Origin of the sequence: Vibrio variabilis, from assembly GCF_003263785.1 — a bacterium.
Taxonomy (GTDB): domain Bacteria; phylum Pseudomonadota; class Gammaproteobacteria; order Enterobacterales; family Vibrionaceae; genus Vibrio; species Vibrio variabilis.
The window spans coordinates 22,794-39,740 of sequence record NZ_JYJK01000067.1 but is presented as its reverse complement, the minus strand read 5'-3'; the positions used below and the strand labels follow the sequence as shown (position 1 = coordinate 39,740).

The 16,947-nt window shown below is 46.1% G+C and carries 14 protein-coding genes and 4 pseudogenes; 6 read left to right on the top strand and 12 right to left on the bottom strand.

Translation table 11 applies throughout. From position 1 onward, the window contains the following. From arsJ to TZ48_RS09940, 4 genes are all read right to left on the bottom strand, one after another. The coding region (gene arsJ / locus TZ48_RS09955; RefSeq protein ID WP_112479029.1) for an organoarsenical effux MFS transporter ArsJ at nt 1-882 on the bottom strand (882 nt) is incomplete at its 3' end. A 92-nt stretch (nt 883-974) separates the two neighbouring features. After that, nucleotides 975-1,469, bottom strand: a complete 495-nt coding sequence (locus tag TZ48_RS09950) for a cyclin-dependent kinase inhibitor 3 family protein (RefSeq protein ID WP_112479031.1) — start codon at nt 1,467-1,469, stop codon at nt 975-977. A 2-nt stretch (nt 1,470-1,471) separates the two neighbouring features. Continuing rightward, nucleotides 1,472-2,476 carry an ArsJ-associated glyceraldehyde-3-phosphate dehydrogenase gene (locus TZ48_RS09945; RefSeq protein ID WP_112479028.1) on the bottom strand — a complete coding sequence of 335 codons (1,005 nt, stop codon included), beginning with the start codon at nt 2,474-2,476 and terminating at the stop codon, nt 1,472-1,474. A 47-nt stretch (nt 2,477-2,523) separates the two neighbouring features. Further along, nucleotides 2,524-2,853: a metalloregulator ArsR/SmtB family transcription factor gene (locus TZ48_RS09940; protein WP_112479027.1), complete on the bottom strand. Its 330-nt coding sequence runs from the start codon at nt 2,851-2,853 to the stop codon at nt 2,524-2,526. A gap of 182 nt (nt 2,854-3,035) precedes the next feature. On the opposite strand from TZ48_RS09940, the gene TZ48_RS09935 reads away from it, so the two are divergent. The 3 genes and pseudogenes from TZ48_RS09935 to TZ48_RS09925 all read left to right on the top strand — a co-directional run bounded on the left by TZ48_RS09935 (nt 3,036) and on the right by TZ48_RS09925 (nt 6,634). Further along, nucleotides 3,036-3,785, top strand: a complete 750-nt coding sequence (locus TZ48_RS09935) for a metalloregulator ArsR/SmtB family transcription factor (RefSeq protein WP_112479026.1) — start codon at nt 3,036-3,038, stop codon at nt 3,783-3,785. Between the two features lie 598 nt (nt 3,786-4,383). Next, nucleotides 4,384-5,798 (top strand): annotated as a pseudogene (gene pykF, locus TZ48_RS09930) (pyruvate kinase PykF). A 164-nt stretch (nt 5,799-5,962) separates the two neighbouring features. Then, on the top strand, nt 5,963-6,634 hold the full coding sequence (locus tag TZ48_RS09925; RefSeq protein WP_112479025.1) for a GntR family transcriptional regulator: 672 nt from the start codon (nt 5,963-5,965) through the stop codon (nt 6,632-6,634). A 456-nt stretch (nt 6,635-7,090) separates the two neighbouring features. Here the strand turns inward: TZ48_RS09925 and sspB are convergent, their stop codons facing one another. The 8 genes and pseudogenes from sspB to zapE form a co-directional block, all read right to left on the bottom strand. Further along, nucleotides 7,091-7,579: a ClpXP protease specificity-enhancing factor gene (gene sspB, locus TZ48_RS09920; protein ID WP_112479024.1), complete on the bottom strand. Its 489-nt coding sequence runs from the start codon at nt 7,577-7,579 to the stop codon at nt 7,091-7,093. Nucleotides 7,580-7,603: 24 nt separating this feature from the next. After that, on the bottom strand, nt 7,604-8,239 hold the full coding sequence (gene sspA / locus TZ48_RS09915) for a stringent starvation protein SspA (RefSeq protein ID WP_112479023.1): 636 nt from the start codon (nt 8,237-8,239) through the stop codon (nt 7,604-7,606). An 84-nt stretch (nt 8,240-8,323) separates the two neighbouring features. After that, nucleotides 8,324-9,060: pseudogene (locus tag TZ48_RS09910) on the bottom strand (cytochrome c1). Continuing rightward, nucleotides 9,057-10,322: a cytochrome b gene (locus tag TZ48_RS09905; protein ID WP_112479022.1), complete on the bottom strand. Its 1,266-nt coding sequence runs from the start codon at nt 10,320-10,322 to the stop codon at nt 9,057-9,059. The pseudogene TZ48_RS09910 and the gene TZ48_RS09905 overlap by 4 nt, the downstream one beginning before the upstream one ends. After that, nucleotides 10,322-10,912: a ubiquinol-cytochrome c reductase iron-sulfur subunit gene (gene petA / locus TZ48_RS09900; RefSeq protein ID WP_112459468.1), complete on the bottom strand. Its 591-nt coding sequence runs from the start codon at nt 10,910-10,912 to the stop codon at nt 10,322-10,324. Before petA ends, TZ48_RS09905 begins: the two co-directional genes overlap by 1 nt. A gap of 465 nt (nt 10,913-11,377) precedes the next feature. Further along, the gene (rpsI, locus tag TZ48_RS09895) at nt 11,378-11,770 is read right to left on the bottom strand and encodes a 30S ribosomal protein S9 (RefSeq protein ID WP_112479021.1); all 393 of its coding nucleotides are present in this window, start codon (nt 11,768-11,770) and stop codon (nt 11,378-11,380) included. Between the two features lie 15 nt (nt 11,771-11,785). Beyond that, nucleotides 11,786-12,213, bottom strand: a pseudogene (rplM, locus tag TZ48_RS09890) (50S ribosomal protein L13). Nucleotides 12,214-12,423: 210 nt separating this feature from the next. Continuing rightward, nucleotides 12,424-13,527 (bottom strand): cell division protein ZapE, encoded by a 1,104-nt coding sequence (zapE, locus tag TZ48_RS09885; protein WP_112479020.1) that lies wholly within the window; start codon nt 13,525-13,527, stop codon nt 12,424-12,426. Between the two features lie 141 nt (nt 13,528-13,668). Between zapE and zapG the strand changes: the two genes are divergently transcribed. From zapG to degS, 3 genes and pseudogenes are all read left to right on the top strand, one after another. Then, complete coding sequence (gene zapG / locus TZ48_RS09880; RefSeq protein WP_112479019.1) at nt 13,669-14,130, top strand: Z-ring associated protein ZapG; 462 nt, start codon at nt 13,669-13,671, stop codon at nt 14,128-14,130. Between the two features lie 118 nt (nt 14,131-14,248). After that, entirely contained in the window at nt 14,249-15,616 is a 1,368-nt protein-coding gene (locus TZ48_RS09875; RefSeq protein ID WP_112479018.1) for a Do family serine endopeptidase, read from the top strand. Between the two features lie 231 nt (nt 15,617-15,847). Further along, nucleotides 15,848-16,911, top strand: a pseudogene (gene degS, locus TZ48_RS09870) (outer membrane-stress sensor serine endopeptidase DegS). The last annotated feature ends 36 nt before the right edge of the window (nt 16,912-16,947 follow it).

The window sequence follows — 16,947 nt, the reverse complement described above, 5'->3', positions numbered from 1 at the left end:
GGCTAACGCCAGCGCCCACCACATAGCAGCGCTGCCATCTGGCACTCTGCCCTGTGCTTTGCCGGTGATCTTTGGTGCTACGCCTTGTACCACGCCATAAGCGATGACCCATAACGCTAGAAATCCACCGACCAAGGTATGATCCCAACTAAAGATAGAACCAAGATAAATGGGCAAAGCGACGACAAACCAAACATCACGAGCGCCAAACAGGAACATTCGCGCAGCGGATAAGATATTGATGCTCTCTGATTTCGAGAAGATCTGTTTAAATTTAGGCTTAGCTTTGGCCTTACCCATATCGCTTTCTAAGCTAATAATGCTGCCAATAAACACCAGTGTCAGCACCGCCGCCATTGCTGCAACGGCATATTGGAAGCCAAGAACCGAAAGCAATAAACCACCGATAAAGAAGCCTGCACCTTTCAGCGCATTCTTAGAGCCAGTCAAGATGGCCACCCATTTATAAAGCGCGCCTTGCTGCTCATCTGGAACCAAGGTCTTGATGGCACTTTTGGCACTCATCTTATTCAGATCCTTAGCAATACCTGAAAGCGCTTGAGCCGCCATCACCCATGGAATGGTTAACCAAGTGCTCGGAACTGCCAGCATTAACAATGCAAAGATCTGCATCCCGAGACCAATGTTCATGGTTCGATTAAGGCCTAAACGCGCCCCTAACCAGCCGCCAATAAGATTAGTGACCACACCAAAGAACTCATAGAAAAGGAACAGGGATGCAATAGCAAGCGAGCTGTATCCTAAATCGTGGAAATAGAGCACCACCAACATTCGCAAGGCACCATCGGTAATGGTGAAATTCCAGTAGTTGAAAGTCACCAGCATATACTGGCGAACGCTTTTGCTAAGGTTAGACAACATAATTCTTCTGCCTAATAACAGGGTAAGGATTCAGAAATAAAAGCCCTCACAAGAGGGCTTCTATTTAGGTTTACTTACTACGAGTGCTGCGCCTAGAACGTCGCAGCCAGCTTCTCTACATAGTCAATTTGCGGCTGCTTTGTGAAAGCACCCGGGCGTAATGCCTGAACTTCACGGCGAATCGTCTCAAGATCCCAGCCTTTCTCAAGCAGCAGATTTGCCGCAAGAAGACCGGTACGACCCGAACCGCCCATGCAGTGCATCGCAATTTTCTCGCCCGCTTCTACCGCTTGATGCAGTTCTGGTGAGATGGCTTTCCAGTCAGCCGCGAACTCAGTGCTAGGTGCGCGATCATCCTCAATTGGCGTTTGGAACCACTTCATACCTAGCGCTTGTGCTTTTTCTCCAAGCTCAGCGACGCCTGCTTCTGCCATCTCGTGATTATCCAGAGCGGTAACGATAACCGTAACACCTTGCTCTTTAAGCTGTGCTAGTGAGTCATCTAATGACGACTCTTTGGTACCTGGACAAGGCGTTAACACCAAGGCTGCGTTATCGACGTTTAGTTCCCATGTTGGATGCATCATCATTACCCCGCTAGACCGACTTTACGAACCAATTCTGCTGTGCGTGTTGCGTAGCCCATTTCATTGTCATACCACGCGTAGATTTTCACCATACGAGAGCCAACCACCATAGTCGATTGAGCATCAACGATGGTTGAACGTTGGTCACCGCGGTAATCGATAGACACCAGCGGACGCTCTTCAAAACCAAGGATGCCTTTTAGCTCGCCTTGTGATGCTTCTTTAAGAAGTGCGTTAACTTCTTCAGCCGTGGTATCGCGTTTTACGTCAAAGATAATGTCAGTGAGTGACGCGTTCGCTAGTGGTACACGCACTGCGTGGCCGTTGATCTTGCCTTTTAGCTCAGGGAAGATCTCAACGATAGCCGTTGCGCTGCCTGTAGTAGTTGGGATAAGGCTCATGCCGCATGCGCGAGCACGACGCAAATCTTTGTGCGGCGCATCCAGGATAGTTTGCGTGTTGGTTAGGTCGTGGATAGTCGTGAAAGACGACTGCTCGATACCCAGTTTCTCGTGAATCACCTTCACTACAGGCGCAATGCAGTTCGTGGTACAAGATGCCGCCGTCACGATACGGTGTGCCGCTGCATCAAAGATCTCATCATTGACACCGACAACGATGTTGGCAATGCCCTCTTCTTTCACTGGCGCAGACACCACGACACGCTTAACGCCTTGGTCTAGGTATTTGTTTAGGAATTCAGTTTTACGGTGCACACCGGTTGCTTCAATCACAACATCACAACCAGACCAATCAATCGCATCGATATCGCGCTCTTGAGTCGTTTTAATGCGCTGGCCGTTTACCACTAGCTCATCACCCTCAACCGCGACACCGTGATGCCAAGTACCTTGTACTGAATCGAACTCCAATAGGTGGCCGAGTGTGGTGGCATCACCTGCAACGTCATTAATCAACACGAACTCTAACTCGTCCCAATCAAATGCTGCACGAAGCGCCAAACGGCCAATTCGACCAAATCCGTTAATGCCTACTTTAATCGCCATAACTTAATCTCTTAATTACGTAAAATATTCGGTTGTACCGTCAAGCTCTAGGCATCGTCTGATGATGACGCAAGCTCGTTAAAGTTTAGTTGATAGGCGCTTTGCAAACAGTTCGATTGCTCAAGCCCTTTCAATGTTCGATAGAGCCAACCCGGCAGCCCTTCAGCCAAGCTGTAAAAGACATGCTGCCCTTGTCTTGTATCCTTGAGCACACCTGCCTGCCTTAACATGGCAAGGTGCCTCGATACCTTAGGTTGACTTTCGCCTAACGCCTCCACCAGATCGTTAACGCACACTGAGCCTTTGGCCGATACCCAAAGTAGGGTTCGAATACGGGTTTCATCGGACATCAGTTTAAAGAACTCATGTGGAAGCATATTCAAATACTCATATATGGATATGCGTATATATTAAAACCCTACCCAAAAGAGTCAAGGATCTTCTGGGACTGTCACAAAACTTTCACCTTCGACGTGCAGTTATTGATGCTTTCATTGATCCGCAATCCCAATCATAATATCGAAGCTAGCAATCATCCCTCCTAATACTAGAGGAAACCATGACCAAAAGAATTCTCTTTGTTTGCCGTGGAAATTCTGCGCGCTCGCAACTGGCAGAAGCCATTGTTAACAGAGATTATGCGCCGCTCTATCAAGCATCTAGCGCAGGCAGTAGCCCAAGTCAGGTCGACAATCGAACCATCGAAACTTTACAACACGCCGAGTTTGCTATTGATGGTCTGCGCTCTAAATCTATTGAAGAGTTTCAAGACGAGCATTTTGATTATGTCATTACCTTATGTTCTTCAGCGCAGCGTGAATGTGGGGCATTTGAAAATAGTAACGAAAGTCTATTTTGGGATCTCCCTAGCCCGACATCAATATCTGAAACTTCCTTCGAAGCCTCTTTATATGATCTACAGAAACGCATTGATCTGTTTATGACCGTTCACAGCGATACGCACGATCTCGACTTTGATCCTTTGGTGGTACATAAATGCTTGAGCGATCCAACCCGCCTTTTGATCACATTAATGATCTTTACTGAGGTCGAACTGAGCGTAGGCGAGTTGTGTGAGGCGCTTCAGGAGTCTCAGCCGAAGATATCTCGCGCACTTGCGGTGCTGAGAAACTGCGGCATCGTCACTGACAGACGAAAAGGCCAATGGGCTTTTTATTCTATTTCGGACAAACTGCCGCTTTGGGGTATCGATATTCTTGATGCCTCGCTCAAAAGTATGTCTCGTCAGATTTTGGCTGCAAGCCAACTGCTTAACCAATCTAGTAACCGACCAGAGCGCCACCGTTAACACCACTTCATGACAACCCGCTTACCAACACTGTCTTTAGGTAAGCGGTCGTCTCTTTAGATTCACCACCGTGTGAAAACTGCTGATTCCTGTCGCAATTTGACGGCAAATCACACCAAATGCGTTGAGATTATCAACAAAAGATAAACGCAATCGTTTTACAGCTTGTTTTACCGCACATCTGTCAGTTTTGAAAAAAAGTTACCAAATGGTGGTGATTCATCCGGTTTATTTATTTTGATCCAAAAATTAAATCTTAAGCGCCGAAACCTTGCTCTAAAACAACTTATGCACGGTGAAATCCGATCAATTCGGTGGTAGAATTCCTGCCCGAAAAGAAAAAAAATTACAGAATTAGCGGTTATTTTTTTGCAATCTTACTGAATTATCCTCATAAGACCCCAAAAAAGTGGCCTAGAAAGCGCCTCAGTTAGTCATAAAATGACTAAACTTGATGAAAGACTTTCACTCCTAGAAGAAGCGAAACTAGAGAAAGAAATTGATAGCTCACGTGAATTATTTGTGGGCATCCCTAGCCTTCTAGAGAGACTAATACTAACTTTCAAATTGTAATAATATTTACCGGAGAGTATCTTCCATGAAAAAGACCAAAATCGTATGTACGATTGGCCCTAAAACTGAATCAGTAGAGAAGCTAACTGAGCTTGTAAACGCTGGCATGAACGTTATGCGTCTAAACTTCTCTCACGGTGACTACGAAGAGCACGGCACTCGTATTGCTAACTTCCGTGAGGTAATGGCAAACGTAGGTAAGCAACTTGCAATTCTTCTAGACACTAAAGGTCCTGAAATTCGTACTATCAAGCTAGAAGGCGGCAACGACGTTGATCTAGTAGCTGGTCAAGAATTCACTTTCACAACTGACATCTCTGTTGTAGGTAACAAAGACACTGTTGCTGTCACTTACGCAGGTTTCGCAAAAGATCTTTCTGCTGGTAACACTATCCTAGTAGACGACGGTCTGATCGAAATGGAAGTTATCTCTACAACTGACACTGAAGTTAAATGTAAAGTTCTTAACAACGGTGCACTTGGTGAAAACAAAGGTGTTAACCTTCCAGGCGTTTCTGTTCAACTTCCAGCTCTATCTGAAAAAGATAAGAACGACCTTAAGTTTGGTTGTGAGCAAGGCGTTGATTTCGTTGCGGCATCTTTCATCCGTAAAGCAGCAGACGTTAAAGAAATCCGTGAAGTGCTAAACGCAAACGGCGGCGAAAAACATCCACATCATCTCTAAGATTGAGAACCAAGAAGGTGTAGATAACTTCGACGAGATCCTTGAGCTTTCTGACGGCATCATGGTTGCACGTGGTGACCTAGGTGTTGAAATCCCAGCTGAAGAAGTCATCTTCGCTCAGAAAATGATGATCGAGAAGTGTAACCGTGCTCGTAAGACAGTTATCACTGCAACTCAAATGCTTGATTCTATGATCAACAACCCACGTCCAACTCGTGCAGAAGCGGGTGACGTTGCGAACGCAATCATGGACGGTACAGATGCAGTCATGCTTTCTGGTGAAACAGCGAAAGGTAAGTACCCTGTTGAAGCGGTAACTATCATGGCTCAAATCGCCAAACCGTACTGACGGCGCACTAAAAGCTGAACTAGGTTCTCGTCTAGACAGCCCACGCCTACGTATCACTGAAGCAGTATGTAAAGGCGCGGTAGACACAGCTGAGAAGCTAGCTGCTCCTCTAATCATCGTTGCTACTGAAGGTGGTAAGTCTGCACGTTCTGTACGTAAGTACTTCCCAACGGCAAGCATCGTTGCTCTAACGACTAACCCTAAGACAGCTGCACAGCTAGTTCTTACTAAAGGTGTTCGTCCGGTTCTTGTTGATTCAATCGACAGCACTGATGAGTTCTACAAAAACGGTAAAGAGTACGCTCTAGAGTCTGGTTTTGGTAAGAAAGGCGACATCGTAGTTATGGTTTCTGGTGCGCTAGTAGCATCTGGTACTACGAACACAGCGTCTGTTCACGTACTATAATTCCGAAGACATATATAAAATATCTATAAAAAGAGGCTTACGCCCTCTTTTTTTTATAATTTTCTTGCCCAAATTTTCAACACGCTGTACTATCAGACATGCTTTACAACACGGCATACCGCCGTGCGTTTCCAGATTTTATTTTCTGAGTTAAGAGGTGTAACGTGTCAAGCCCAACATTGACAGACAAAGTCGCTAAAATGATCTGTCAGGATATTCTATCGGGGGAGCTCAAGCCTAACCAAAAACTGGTGGTTGCTGAGCTTAAGGAAAAGTACAACGTAGGAGCCTCTCCTATTCGAGAAGCACTGATTCAACTTTCGTGGATCAAATACGTCAAACTCGAACCACAAAAAGGCTGCTGGGTAGCGCCTATTTCGAAGGTAGAGCTGTATGATTTGTATGAAAGCTTGAAGGTTGTCTCGTCAGTACTGTTAGAGAAGTCAATCCAGCAAGGCAGTGAAAGTTGGGAGTTGGAGATCCTAACAGAATTCCACAAGCTATCTCGCTTTAAGTTCCAAGGGGATAATTTTAACTGGCAGGAGTGGGAAGATCGTCAAGAAGCTTTCTATAGTTCTTTGCTCAGCGGATGCTTCTCCAAGAACATGCTTGACTTCTTTAATGACATCATCAGACAAGTCAAACGCTATCGCCGTATCTCACTAAGTCACTCGCCTAAAGCCTTCTCAGAGTTGTTTAACCTTGAAGAGCACGAGAAGATGATGAAGCTAACGCTCGATAAAGACATCGACGGGGCTCGTCAACAACTGGCCCAATATCTCAACGATATGATGAAAGACATCGAACCGACGGTCAGCGAAATCGAAATGAACTAAACAAAAAATCGGGGCTAGCCCGATTTTTACCATCCAAAGAATTCTTTATGATGTGTGTTGAGCAGAAGCACCATAGGCAAAAAGTATAATGCGCTCAACTTAATACCCAATACGACCAAAGCGCCGATGGTAAGCCTTACCAAAAAGTGATTGTACATAACAAACCTCTATCACCTAACTCATTGACATCCAAGTGAATACTGTCCAATCAAAAGTAAATTCCATTCTTGAGGAAGGAGAAAATGTGAACCAAAAAGTGTGACCTTACTCCAAGAACGCCTAGTTTACTGATTACACTTAACAGGTCAAGTTTTAATCAACATTAGACTAAAGTCTAATATAGTAGCACGTACTTTACACGTCTCAGATTAAAGAACAGATCAATGTCTGGCTGGGTTGGGGAAGAAATACAAATCGGCTTGGGACAAAAAAGCCGCATGTAAATGCGGCTTTTAATTATTTGACTACGCGAAGACTTGGTCGCCCTTTAGGTTTCGGCGGCTCATCATCTCCGTTAGGGTCTTCATTCCTTTGCTCTGGCTGCTCTGTTTCTGCGGCCACAGACAAACCTGTCACCACTTCTGGCTCTGAGATGTCTTCTTCTTCAATAGAAAGATACGCATCTTCAGGTTCGAACATAGTGCCTGCGCCGTTTTCACGAGCATAAATCGCTTGTACTGAGTACAAAGGAGCAATCACAGAGTGCGGCTTGCCACCGAATCGAGCATGAAATGTGATTGCTTCATTGCCCAACTCTAGCTGTCCAACCGCTCTTGGAGCGATATTAAGAATGATCTGACCATCTTGCACAAACTCCAAAGGAACTCGCACGCCCGGCATATTTGCATCAACAACAATATGCGGGGTTAAATCATTCTCAACTAGCCAATCATAAAATGCACGAAGCATATATGGTCGGCGAGGTGTCATTTTTTCAATATCCATCGTCTCGAGAGAAACCTATAAGGACTAGCGAACCAAACGCATCTCACGCTCAGCTTCTGTTAGAGAAGCTAGGAATGAATCACGTTCAAATACACGGTTCATGTACACTTTGATTTCTTTTGAACCAGGACCAACAAGCTCAATGCCCATTTCTGGTAAACGCCACAATAGTGGAGCTAGGTAGCAATCAATTAGGCTGAACTCTTCGCTCATAAAGTACTCGTACTCAGCAAAAATAGGCGCTAGAGTCAGTAGGTCATTGCGAAGTTTGTTGCGTGCCGCTTCTGCTTCTTCAACAGAGCCTTTCATTACTTTCTCAGCGAGCGAGTACCAGTTGCGCTCAATGCGATAAATCATTAGGCGGCTGTTACCACGCGCTACCGGATATACTGGCATTAGCGGTGGATGAGGGAAACGCTCATCTAGGTATTCCATGATGATCTTTGAGTCGTAAAGGGCTAGCTCACGATCGACCAAAGTTGGAACCGTCTTGTATGGGTTTAGCTCAGCAAGCTCAGCTGGGATGTTTACGTCATCCACTAACTCGACTTCAACACTAACCCCTTTTTCCGCTAGAACGATTCGAACCTGGTGGCTATACAAATCAGTAGCACTGGAAAAAAGAGTCATCACAGAACGTTTATTGGCAGCTACAGCCATGGAGCTCCGGGATACTTACAAAAAACAATGGAGGCAAGGCCTCCATTGTGAACAAATTGGAATTAACGCGCTATTATAGCACAATTAGTGAACATCACGCCAATACTCTTTCTTGAGCAGCACAACGACGATAGTGAAGATGACTAGGAACGCCATCACCCACCAACCTAGCGCATGACGCTCAAGTTTTACTGGGTCACCTGAGTACTCAAGGAAGTTAACGAGGTCACGTACCGCGTTATCGTACTCGCTTGAACTCAGCTCACCACGCCGTCGGTTTTAGTGCCAACCACCACTTGAACTTCCTCACCATCAACGATCTTAGTCTCGAAGATTGGTGTCGGGATACCTTGCAGCTCTTCAAGAACATGTGGCATACCCACATTCGGGAATGTGGTGTTGTTCACGCCAAACGGACGACTAGGATCGACGTAGAACGTGCGCAGATACGTGTATAACCAGTCCACACCACGAACACGAGCAACCAAAGTGAGATCCGGTGGCGCAGCACCAAACCAAGCAGCCGCTTGTTTCTGTGGCATTGAATTCACCATTAAATCACCGATTTTTGCATTAGGATCGAAAACCAAGTTCTCTTTGGCAAGCTCAACAGGAATACCCAAGTCATTCGCTACACGCTCATAGCGTTGATACTGCGTCGAGTGACATGCAAAGCAGTAGTTCATAAACAGTTTCGCACCGTTTTGAAGCGACGCTTTATCCGTCAAATCATTGTTTGCTTTATCAAGATTTACATTACCACCAGCCGCTAGTGCTAGAGATGGCAGCAATGCGAAAAGTACTACAATCCACTTTTTCATTTGAATGTCACCCTCTCTGGCAATGGCTTGGTGTTCTCATTTTTACTGTAGAAGAACAGTAGAACGAAGAACATGAAGTAACCTAAACTGAAGATCTGAGCCAGTAGCGTGTATGTTGGCGTCGCTGGTAGCGCACCAAGAATACCCAAAGCAATAAAGCTAATGGTGAACTGGATGATGTTGATTAGGTGAATCTTACTTCTGTAGCGATAAGAGCGAACTTTACAGCGATCGAACCAAGGAAGTAGGAACAGGAATACAATCGATAGTCCCATTGCAACTACACCTAGTAGCTTGTCTGGTACCGCACGCAGAATCGCGTAGAACGGAGTGAAGTACCATACAGGAGCAATGTGCTCAGGTGTCTTCAGCGGGTTCGCAGCTTCAAAGTTAGGTGGCTCAAGGAAGTAACCGCCCATCTCTGGATTAAAGAACAGCACATAACAGAACAGGAAGAAGAAGCCAGCTATACCAACCAGATCTTTCACCGTACCGTACGGATGGAAAGGAATCGAATCAATGATGTCGTATTTCTTGCTGTAGTAGTCGTGGAACTTGAACTGCGTCTTGTAGTCATCGCCCATGCTGCCTTTCGGAAGCTTAGTCTCAATACCATCTGGGTTGTTTGAACCCACTTCGTGTAGAGCGAGTACGTGCAGTACAACCAGCAGTAGTAACACGATTGGCAGAGCAATCACGTGCAGTGCGAAGAAACGGTTTAGCGTTGCACCAGAGATGATGTAGTCACCACGGATCCAAAGCGTTAGGTCATCACCGATAACTGGAATCGCACCAAATAGCGAGATGATTACCTGTGCACCCCAGTAAGACATTTGTCCCCAAGGCAGTAGGTAACCCATAAATGCTTCTGCCATCAACACAAGGAAGATCAGCATGCCGAATACCCAAAGCAGCTCACGCGGCTTCTGATAAGAACCATAGATAAGACCACGGAACATATGTAGGTAAACAACAACAAAGAAGGCCGAGGCACCCGTTGAGTGCATATAGCGGAGTAGCCATCCGTATTCCACATCACGCATGATGTATTCAACAGAGGCAAACGCACCTTCACCAGAAGGTACATAGTTCATGGTTAGCCAAATACCCGTTAGGATCTGGTTAACCAACACCAGCATCGCTAGTGAACCAAACAGATACCAAAAGTTGAAGTTTTTTGGCATTGGGTATTCGGATAGATGCTTTTTATAAGCATTCATCGCAGGTAGACGTTTTTCTACCCAATCAAGTAACGCTTGCATTACGCATCCCCCTCATCAACACCAATAAGGATTCTGGTATCACTCAAGTACATGTGTTTAGGAATGACTAGGTTGAGTGGTGCTGGTACGTTCTGGAAAACACGACCAGCCATATCAAACTTAGAACCATGACATGGACAGAAGAAACCCGATTTCACACCCTGAACTTGTTCACTAAAGGAATCAGCAAGATAGGTAGGCGAACAACCTAGGTGGGTACAAAAACCAACAGCGACAAAGTACTCCGGTTTAATGGAGCGATACACATTCTGTGCATACTCTGGCTGCTGCTCTTCTGCAGAATCAGGGTCACGTAACTGACTGGCAAGATTGCTTAGGTTGTCCACAACAGATTGCGCGCGACGCACAACCCATACCGGCTTACCCTGCCATTCAACACGAACCATTTGACCTTCTTCAAGCTTACTGACGTCCACTTCAACAGGGGCACCAGCGGCTTTCGCTTTGGCACTTGGGTTCCAAGATTTAATAAAAGGAACGGCGACTGCAGCTGCTCCCAAACCACCGACAACCGCAGTTGTCGCAGTAAGGAAACGCCTGCGACCGTTATTTAAAGGCGCATTGCTCATCCAACATTTCTCCCATTTGCTCCTTTGGGTCAACACTGAGCGAATCCAAGTTGCTCTTTTAGATGGAATAACCCATTGGGGAACCATTCCTTGGGCTATTTTCCTTCAAATTGAACGAGCCAATAGTACTAATTATTTTGGCTACTTGAGTCTGCTCAGACATCGATTCCGACCAGTAGAGCATGGCTAACAAAATACGAATTTTAGTTGTATTTATTTGATAGCAAATGATAAAGAAAACCCTACTTTTTGACAAGATAAAGCTACCTTTTCGTAACATCTATAGCAGGAAATCGCTTGCTAGTTCACAAAAGGAGGGAAAAGGAGAGAGTGAAGATCAGAGTTTCTGAATTTAATGGGGTTATTGGACGTATAAATACAAAAAAAGCCCAGCCGAAGCTGAGCTTTTTGATTCCACGTTCCAACATATAGCTGGAAAGCATAATCTTCTCGGTAAGGAGAAAATTAACGCTTAGAGAACTGTGGACGACGACGTGCTTTACGTAGACCAACTTTCTTACGTTCAACGCAACGAGCGTCACGCGTAACGTAGCCAGCTGCACGTAGAGCAGGACGTAGAGACTCATCGTATTCCATTAGCGCGCGAGTGATACCGTGACGGATAGCACCTGCTTGACCAGAAATACCGCCACCTTTTACAGTAACGAATAGGTCTAGCTTCTCAGTTAGTTCAGTTAGCTCTAGAGGCTGACGAACTACCATGCAAGAAGTTTCGCGACCGAAGTATACTTCTAGTTCACGCTTGTTAACTACGATATTGCCAGTGCCTGGTTTGATGAAAACACGAGCAGCTGAGCTTTTGCGACGGCCAGTGCCGTAGTATTGATTCTCTGCCATTTTCGAAATCCCCGATTAGATGTCTAGTACTTGTGGTTGTTGAGCAACATGGTTGTGCTCAGCGCCAGCGTAAACTTTAAGCTTACGGTACATAGCACGGCCTAGAGGACCACGTGGTAGCATACCTTTAACCGCTAGCTCAAGAGCCATTTCAGGCTTACGATCGATCAGCTTTTCAAAAGTGATTGATTTTAGGCCGCCTGGGAACTCAGAGTGACGGTAGTAAACTTTGTTCTTAGCCTTGTTACCAGTTACAGTAACTTTCTCAGCGTTAACAACGATGATGTAATCACCAGTGTCAGTGTGAGGAGTGTATTCAGCTTTGTGTTTGCCACGTAGCGAGATGCAATTTCACTTGCTAGACGGCCAAGAGTTTTACCTTCAGCGTCTACAACGTACCAGTCGCGTTTTACAGTTTCTGGTTTAGCAACGAAAGTTTTCATGCTAATAATAACCCGTTAATTAAATTTACACTTAAGGAGCTTTCGCTCCCACTGTCTAAGAGCCCATACATCACCCCTTCGAGTGTTGAAACTCTCGCATCGTTCCTCAAAAAGTTTGAAGAAACTCGCCTGCAGTAACGGTGGGTCGCAGGATTATAGAGAAGCTCGCGGAAAAAATCATCTATTTTTTGGACAAATTTGCCAAAAACATTAAGGGAGATGCTCAGAAGCCAAATAGTCGTGACTTTGCATCTCGGTGAGTCGCGAAATACAGCGCTTAAACTCAAACTCCAATTGGCCTTGGGTGTATAGCTGTTCTAACGGCACTTCGGCTGAAATGATCAGTTTTACCCGTCTCTCATAGAATTCATCCACTAACGCTATAAAACGCCTCGCTGCATCATCAAGTGTCGCACCCATCTGCATCACGTCAGCAAGCAGAACCGTGTGGTAGATACGAGACATTTCAATATAGTCATTTTGACTGCGCATGGTCTGGCACAGCTGCGCAAAGCTTGCAAACAATACATCGTCCGCCGCAGCAAATACCTCTATATCTCGATGATTAATTTCAATGCTTGCTTCATGGACGCGATCGTCCATCACCAATTGATTGAAGTAACGTTCAAGGTTTTGGTTAGCGGCGTCATCAAGTGGGAAATGATAGATTTCTGCCTGCTCAAGTGTTCGCAGTCGATAATCAATACCGCTGTCGACATTGAGCACCACACACTGGCTTTGAATCAGCGAGATCGCTGGCATAAACCGGGCGCGCTGCAGACCATTGCGATACAAGTCTTCCGGAGGGATATTGGACGTTGCAACAAGGACAACCCCACGCTTAAACAGTTCTTGCAGCAAAGTCGCTAGAATCATCGCATCAGTAATATCTGAGACAAAAAACTCATCGAAGCAAATAATTTTGGCTTCGGATTCAAAGGTGTCTGCGACTTTCTCCAGCGGGTTTTCAACGTCTCCAAGCCGTTTTAGTTCATCGTGTACACGGTACATAAAGCGGTGGAAGTGGACGCGCATTTTTCTCGATGTCGGCAAGCTATCAAAAAATGCGTCCATCAAATAGGTCTTGCCGCGCCCGACTCCGCCCCAGAAATACAGCCCTTTGGGAGGTACTGCTTGCTCTGGTTTTTTGCCTAGCAGCTTTTGCATCATTGAAAGCGGCGGCGCTTCAAATTTTAAATAGTCACTAAATTGATGGTGTAATTTGTCTAAGGCTTCCACTGCAGTGCGTTGGGCGGGATCTGCCTGGAAACCATTTGTTTTTATATCGTGTTCGTATCTTTCTATGGGCGTCATGGATTACTCGCAACACTGATCCAAGGGCTAAAGAGCGCGTATTTTTGCTTTATTGGCTCGAAATCTCATAGTAACATGGCAATACGACGTGTGTAACCACTTGGTAACGCACATGTTAATAATCATTATAAAGGAGCTGTTATGCCTTGGATATATGCCATTGTCGGCTTGCTAGTTGGTGCTATTCTAGGAATTGTGATTTCCCGACTGACTACTCCACAATACAAGAAACAAAAGACGCTACAAAAAGACCTCGAATCGGCTAAATTTGCTCTAGAACAGCAAAGACAAGAGCTGTCAGACCATTTTGCGCAGACCGCAGAAATGCTCGATACGCTGGGCAAAGACTACACCAAGCTCTATCAGCACATGGCGAAAACCTCCACTGAGCTCATTCCTAATCTGCCTGAGCAAGATAATCCATTTGTGAAGAAAATCGCTGAACACAACGTCGAAGTCATTGACGCTAACGAATCTGCCGACCAGCCACCTAAAGATTATGTGAACGGTGCAACCGGCCTGTTGAGAGAAGAGAAAAAAGAAGTGGTCGAAGCCCCTTCGGCCATCGCTCAAGAACCCGTAACCACAGCCAAAGCTTCTTAATTTAGACATTTACTAACGGCCAGCCATTGAATCAATCGCTGGCCGTTCTTATATCTAGGATGAACTTTACAACAATCGTTGAGTCATAAACCTTACAGATACCATGAGGAGTTTTATGATGAAAAAACCTGTACTTGCGTTAACTGTTCTTTCATTAAGCCTAAGTGCAATCATCGCCCCACTGCCTGCGACGGCCGCTCTGCCTTTGTCCGTTAATGGTGAGCAACTACCCAGCCTTGCACCTATGCTAGAGAAGGTCACCCCCGCAGTGGTCAGCATCGCCGTAGAGGGGACTCAAGTTTCTCGACAGCAATTGCCAGACCAGTTTCGCTTTTTCTTTGGTCCCGACTTCCCTACTGAACAGCTTCAAGAGCGCCCATTCCGCGGGCTAGGCTCCGGTGTCGTGATTGACGCCAAGAAAGGCTACATAGTAACTAACTATCACGTCATCAATGGTGCGGAAGAGATCCGTATCAAACTTGGTGATGGACGCGAGTTCGATGCAGAACTTGTTGGTGGCGATGAAATGTCTGATGTTGCGCTACTTAAAGTGGATGGCGCGAAAAACCTCACTGAGATTAAGGTGGCGGATTCGGATACGCTCCGTGTTGGTGACTTTACGGTGGCCATTGGTAACCCATTCGGCCTAGGCCAAACCGTCACCTCTGGTATTGTCTCTGCGCTGGGTCGAAGTGGTCTCAACATTGAAAACTTTGAGAACTTCATCCAAACGGATGCTGCTATCAACAGTGGTAACTCAGGTGGCGCTTTAGTGAACCTAAATGGTGAGCTCATTGGTATCAACACAGCCATCCTAGGACCTAATGGTGGCAACGTCGGTATCGGTTTCGCTATCCCATCGAACATGATGACCAACCTCACCGAGCAAATCATCGAGTTTGGAGAAGTGAAACGTGGCATGCTGGGCGTTCAAGGTGGTGAAGTCACTTCTGAGCTTGCTGAAGCACTGGGCTATGAATCAAGCAAAGGGGCATTTGTCGGCCAAGTCGTGCCGGATAGCGCAGCCGATAAAGCTGGATTGGAAGCGGGCGACATTATTGTCTCAGTCAATGGCAAAGCCATTTCGAGCTTTAGCGAATTGCGCGCCAAAGTGGCCACGCTAGGCGCAGGTAAAACCGTAACGCTGGGTGTCGTTCGTGATGGCAAAGAGAAATCTTTCAAGGCGACCCTGAAAGAGGCAAACCAAACCGTAACCAAAGCAGACAAGCTCCATGAAGGGTTAACGGGTGCCGAGTTTGCCAATACCACCAGTAGTGATGCCATTGAAGGGGTTAAGGTGACATCGGTTGCAGAAGGATCACCTGCTGCTCGATATGAGCTACAAAAAGATGACATTATCATCGGTGTGAACCGCACTCGAGTGAAAAACGTCGCTCAGTTGCGTAAGTTGCTTGAGAAAAAACCTGGCGTATTAGCACTGAACATTCAGCGCGGCGACAGAACCATTTACCTTGTCGTTCGATAATCACGACATAGCTTGGTTAATTTTGTGTCATAGAGCAGCCCTATTGAGGCTGCTCTTTTATTCTCAGCAGTAGAAATGATATCCTTTCCTACTCTGCTGTACGTCTTTTACTTTTTCGGTTGATTTCAAAAAATTATCTCGTTTTACGAGTTAGTTAATACTAACTTAACAAGGTAACCGTTTGCTAAGTCTGACATTGCGGCTATATTTTCGATTCAACTCGAGGGAACAATGCTGAACTTTTTAATCCGCTCTGTATCTATGGGTCTTATTACGGCGCTCTTAGTGCTACTGGCGGTACCTTCCCTCAGACAAAACGTCATACCGAATAATATCGTCTCGCAACCTGAATACGACCAATCTCAGCAAATCTCATTTAATCAAGCGGTACGCAAGGCAGCGCCCGCGGTCGTCAATATTTACAGTCGTCAGTATAAAGAGAGCGATCGCACCACACTGTCAACGCAAGGCCTAGGCTCCGGCGTCATTGTTAGCGACAAAGGCTACATTATTACCAATTATCACGTCGTCGCCAATGCTGACCAAATCATTGTCGCACTGCAAGATGGGCGCGTAGCTGCCGCCCAGCTTGTTGGTAAAGATCAGCGCACCGACATTGCGGTACTGCGCATTGAAGGGGGTAACCTGCCGGTTATCCCGCTCAATCCAAACTACTCACCAAAAGTGGGCGATGTGGTACTGGCGATTGGTAACCCATATAATTTAGGGCAAACCACCACCTTTGGTATCATCTCGCTACGGGACGCTCATCCATTAGCGCCGGTGGTATTCAAGCCTTCATCCAAACCGACGCCGCCATCAACCAAGGTAACTCAGGGGGCGCCTTGGTGAACACGCTGGGAGAACTTGTCGGTATTAACACCGCCTCATTCCAGCAAGCCACAGATTTAGAAACCTACGGTATTTCGTTTGCCATTCCTTACCAGCTGGCGAGTAAAATCATGGAAAAAATCATCGCTGATGGACGCGTTATCCGCGGCTACATTGGTATTGATGGCCAAGATATTAACTCCGTCACTGCTCGCCTACTTGGCAATGAACACATTGGCGGCATCATAGTGCTAGGGCTTGACCCCGAAGGGCCTGCGGCTAACGCTGGCATTGAAGTTCAAGACATCATCTTGATGATTGATGGCAATAAACTGAATGGCCGCCAAGGCGTTTTAGATTTGGTTACCGACCTAAGACCCGGTACCACGGTTGATGTGAAATTACTGCGTGACGGTAAAGAGCTCATCCTGCCGGTCACTGTGGGTGAAGATAGCCGAGAATAGAGGCTCGCTAACACTCCCCTACTCAACCTGACATAA

Excerpts from the sequence above, each read along its gene's own strand:
- TZ48_RS09935 (WP_112479026.1), top strand. The coding sequence starts at position 3,036 with ATGACCAAAAGAATTCTCTTTGTTTGCCGTGGAAATTCTGCGCGCTCG.
- TZ48_RS09950 (WP_112479031.1), bottom strand. The coding sequence starts at position 1,469 with ATGATGCATCCAACATGGGAACTAAACGTCGATAACGCAGCCTTGGTG.
- TZ48_RS09875 (WP_112479018.1), top strand. The coding sequence starts at position 14,249 with ATGAAAAAACCTGTACTTGCGTTAACTGTTCTTTCATTAAGCCTAAGT.
- TZ48_RS09905 (WP_112479022.1), bottom strand. The coding sequence starts at position 10,322 with ATGCAAGCGTTACTTGATTGGGTAGAAAAACGTCTACCTGCGATGAAT.
- petA (WP_112459468.1), bottom strand. The coding sequence starts at position 10,912 with ATGAGCAATGCGCCTTTAAATAACGGTCGCAGGCGTTTCCTTACTGCG.
- sspA (WP_112479023.1), bottom strand. The coding sequence starts at position 8,239 with ATGGCTGTAGCTGCCAATAAACGTTCTGTGATGACTCTTTTTTCCAGT.
- sspB (WP_112479024.1), bottom strand. The coding sequence starts at position 7,579 with ATGGATATTGAAAAAATGACACCTCGCCGACCATATATGCTTCGTGCA.
- zapG (WP_112479019.1), top strand. The coding sequence starts at position 13,669 with ATGCCTTGGATATATGCCATTGTCGGCTTGCTAGTTGGTGCTATTCTA.
- TZ48_RS09945 (WP_112479028.1), bottom strand. The coding sequence starts at position 2,476 with ATGGCGATTAAAGTAGGCATTAACGGATTTGGTCGAATTGGCCGTTTG.
- zapE (WP_112479020.1), bottom strand. The coding sequence starts at position 13,527 with ATGACGCCCATAGAAAGATACGAACACGATATAAAAACAAATGGTTTC.
- TZ48_RS09940 (WP_112479027.1), bottom strand. The coding sequence starts at position 2,853 with ATGCTTCCACATGAGTTCTTTAAACTGATGTCCGATGAAACCCGTATT.
- rpsI (WP_112479021.1), bottom strand. The coding sequence starts at position 11,770 with ATGGCAGAGAATCAATACTACGGCACTGGCCGTCGCAAAAGCTCAGCT.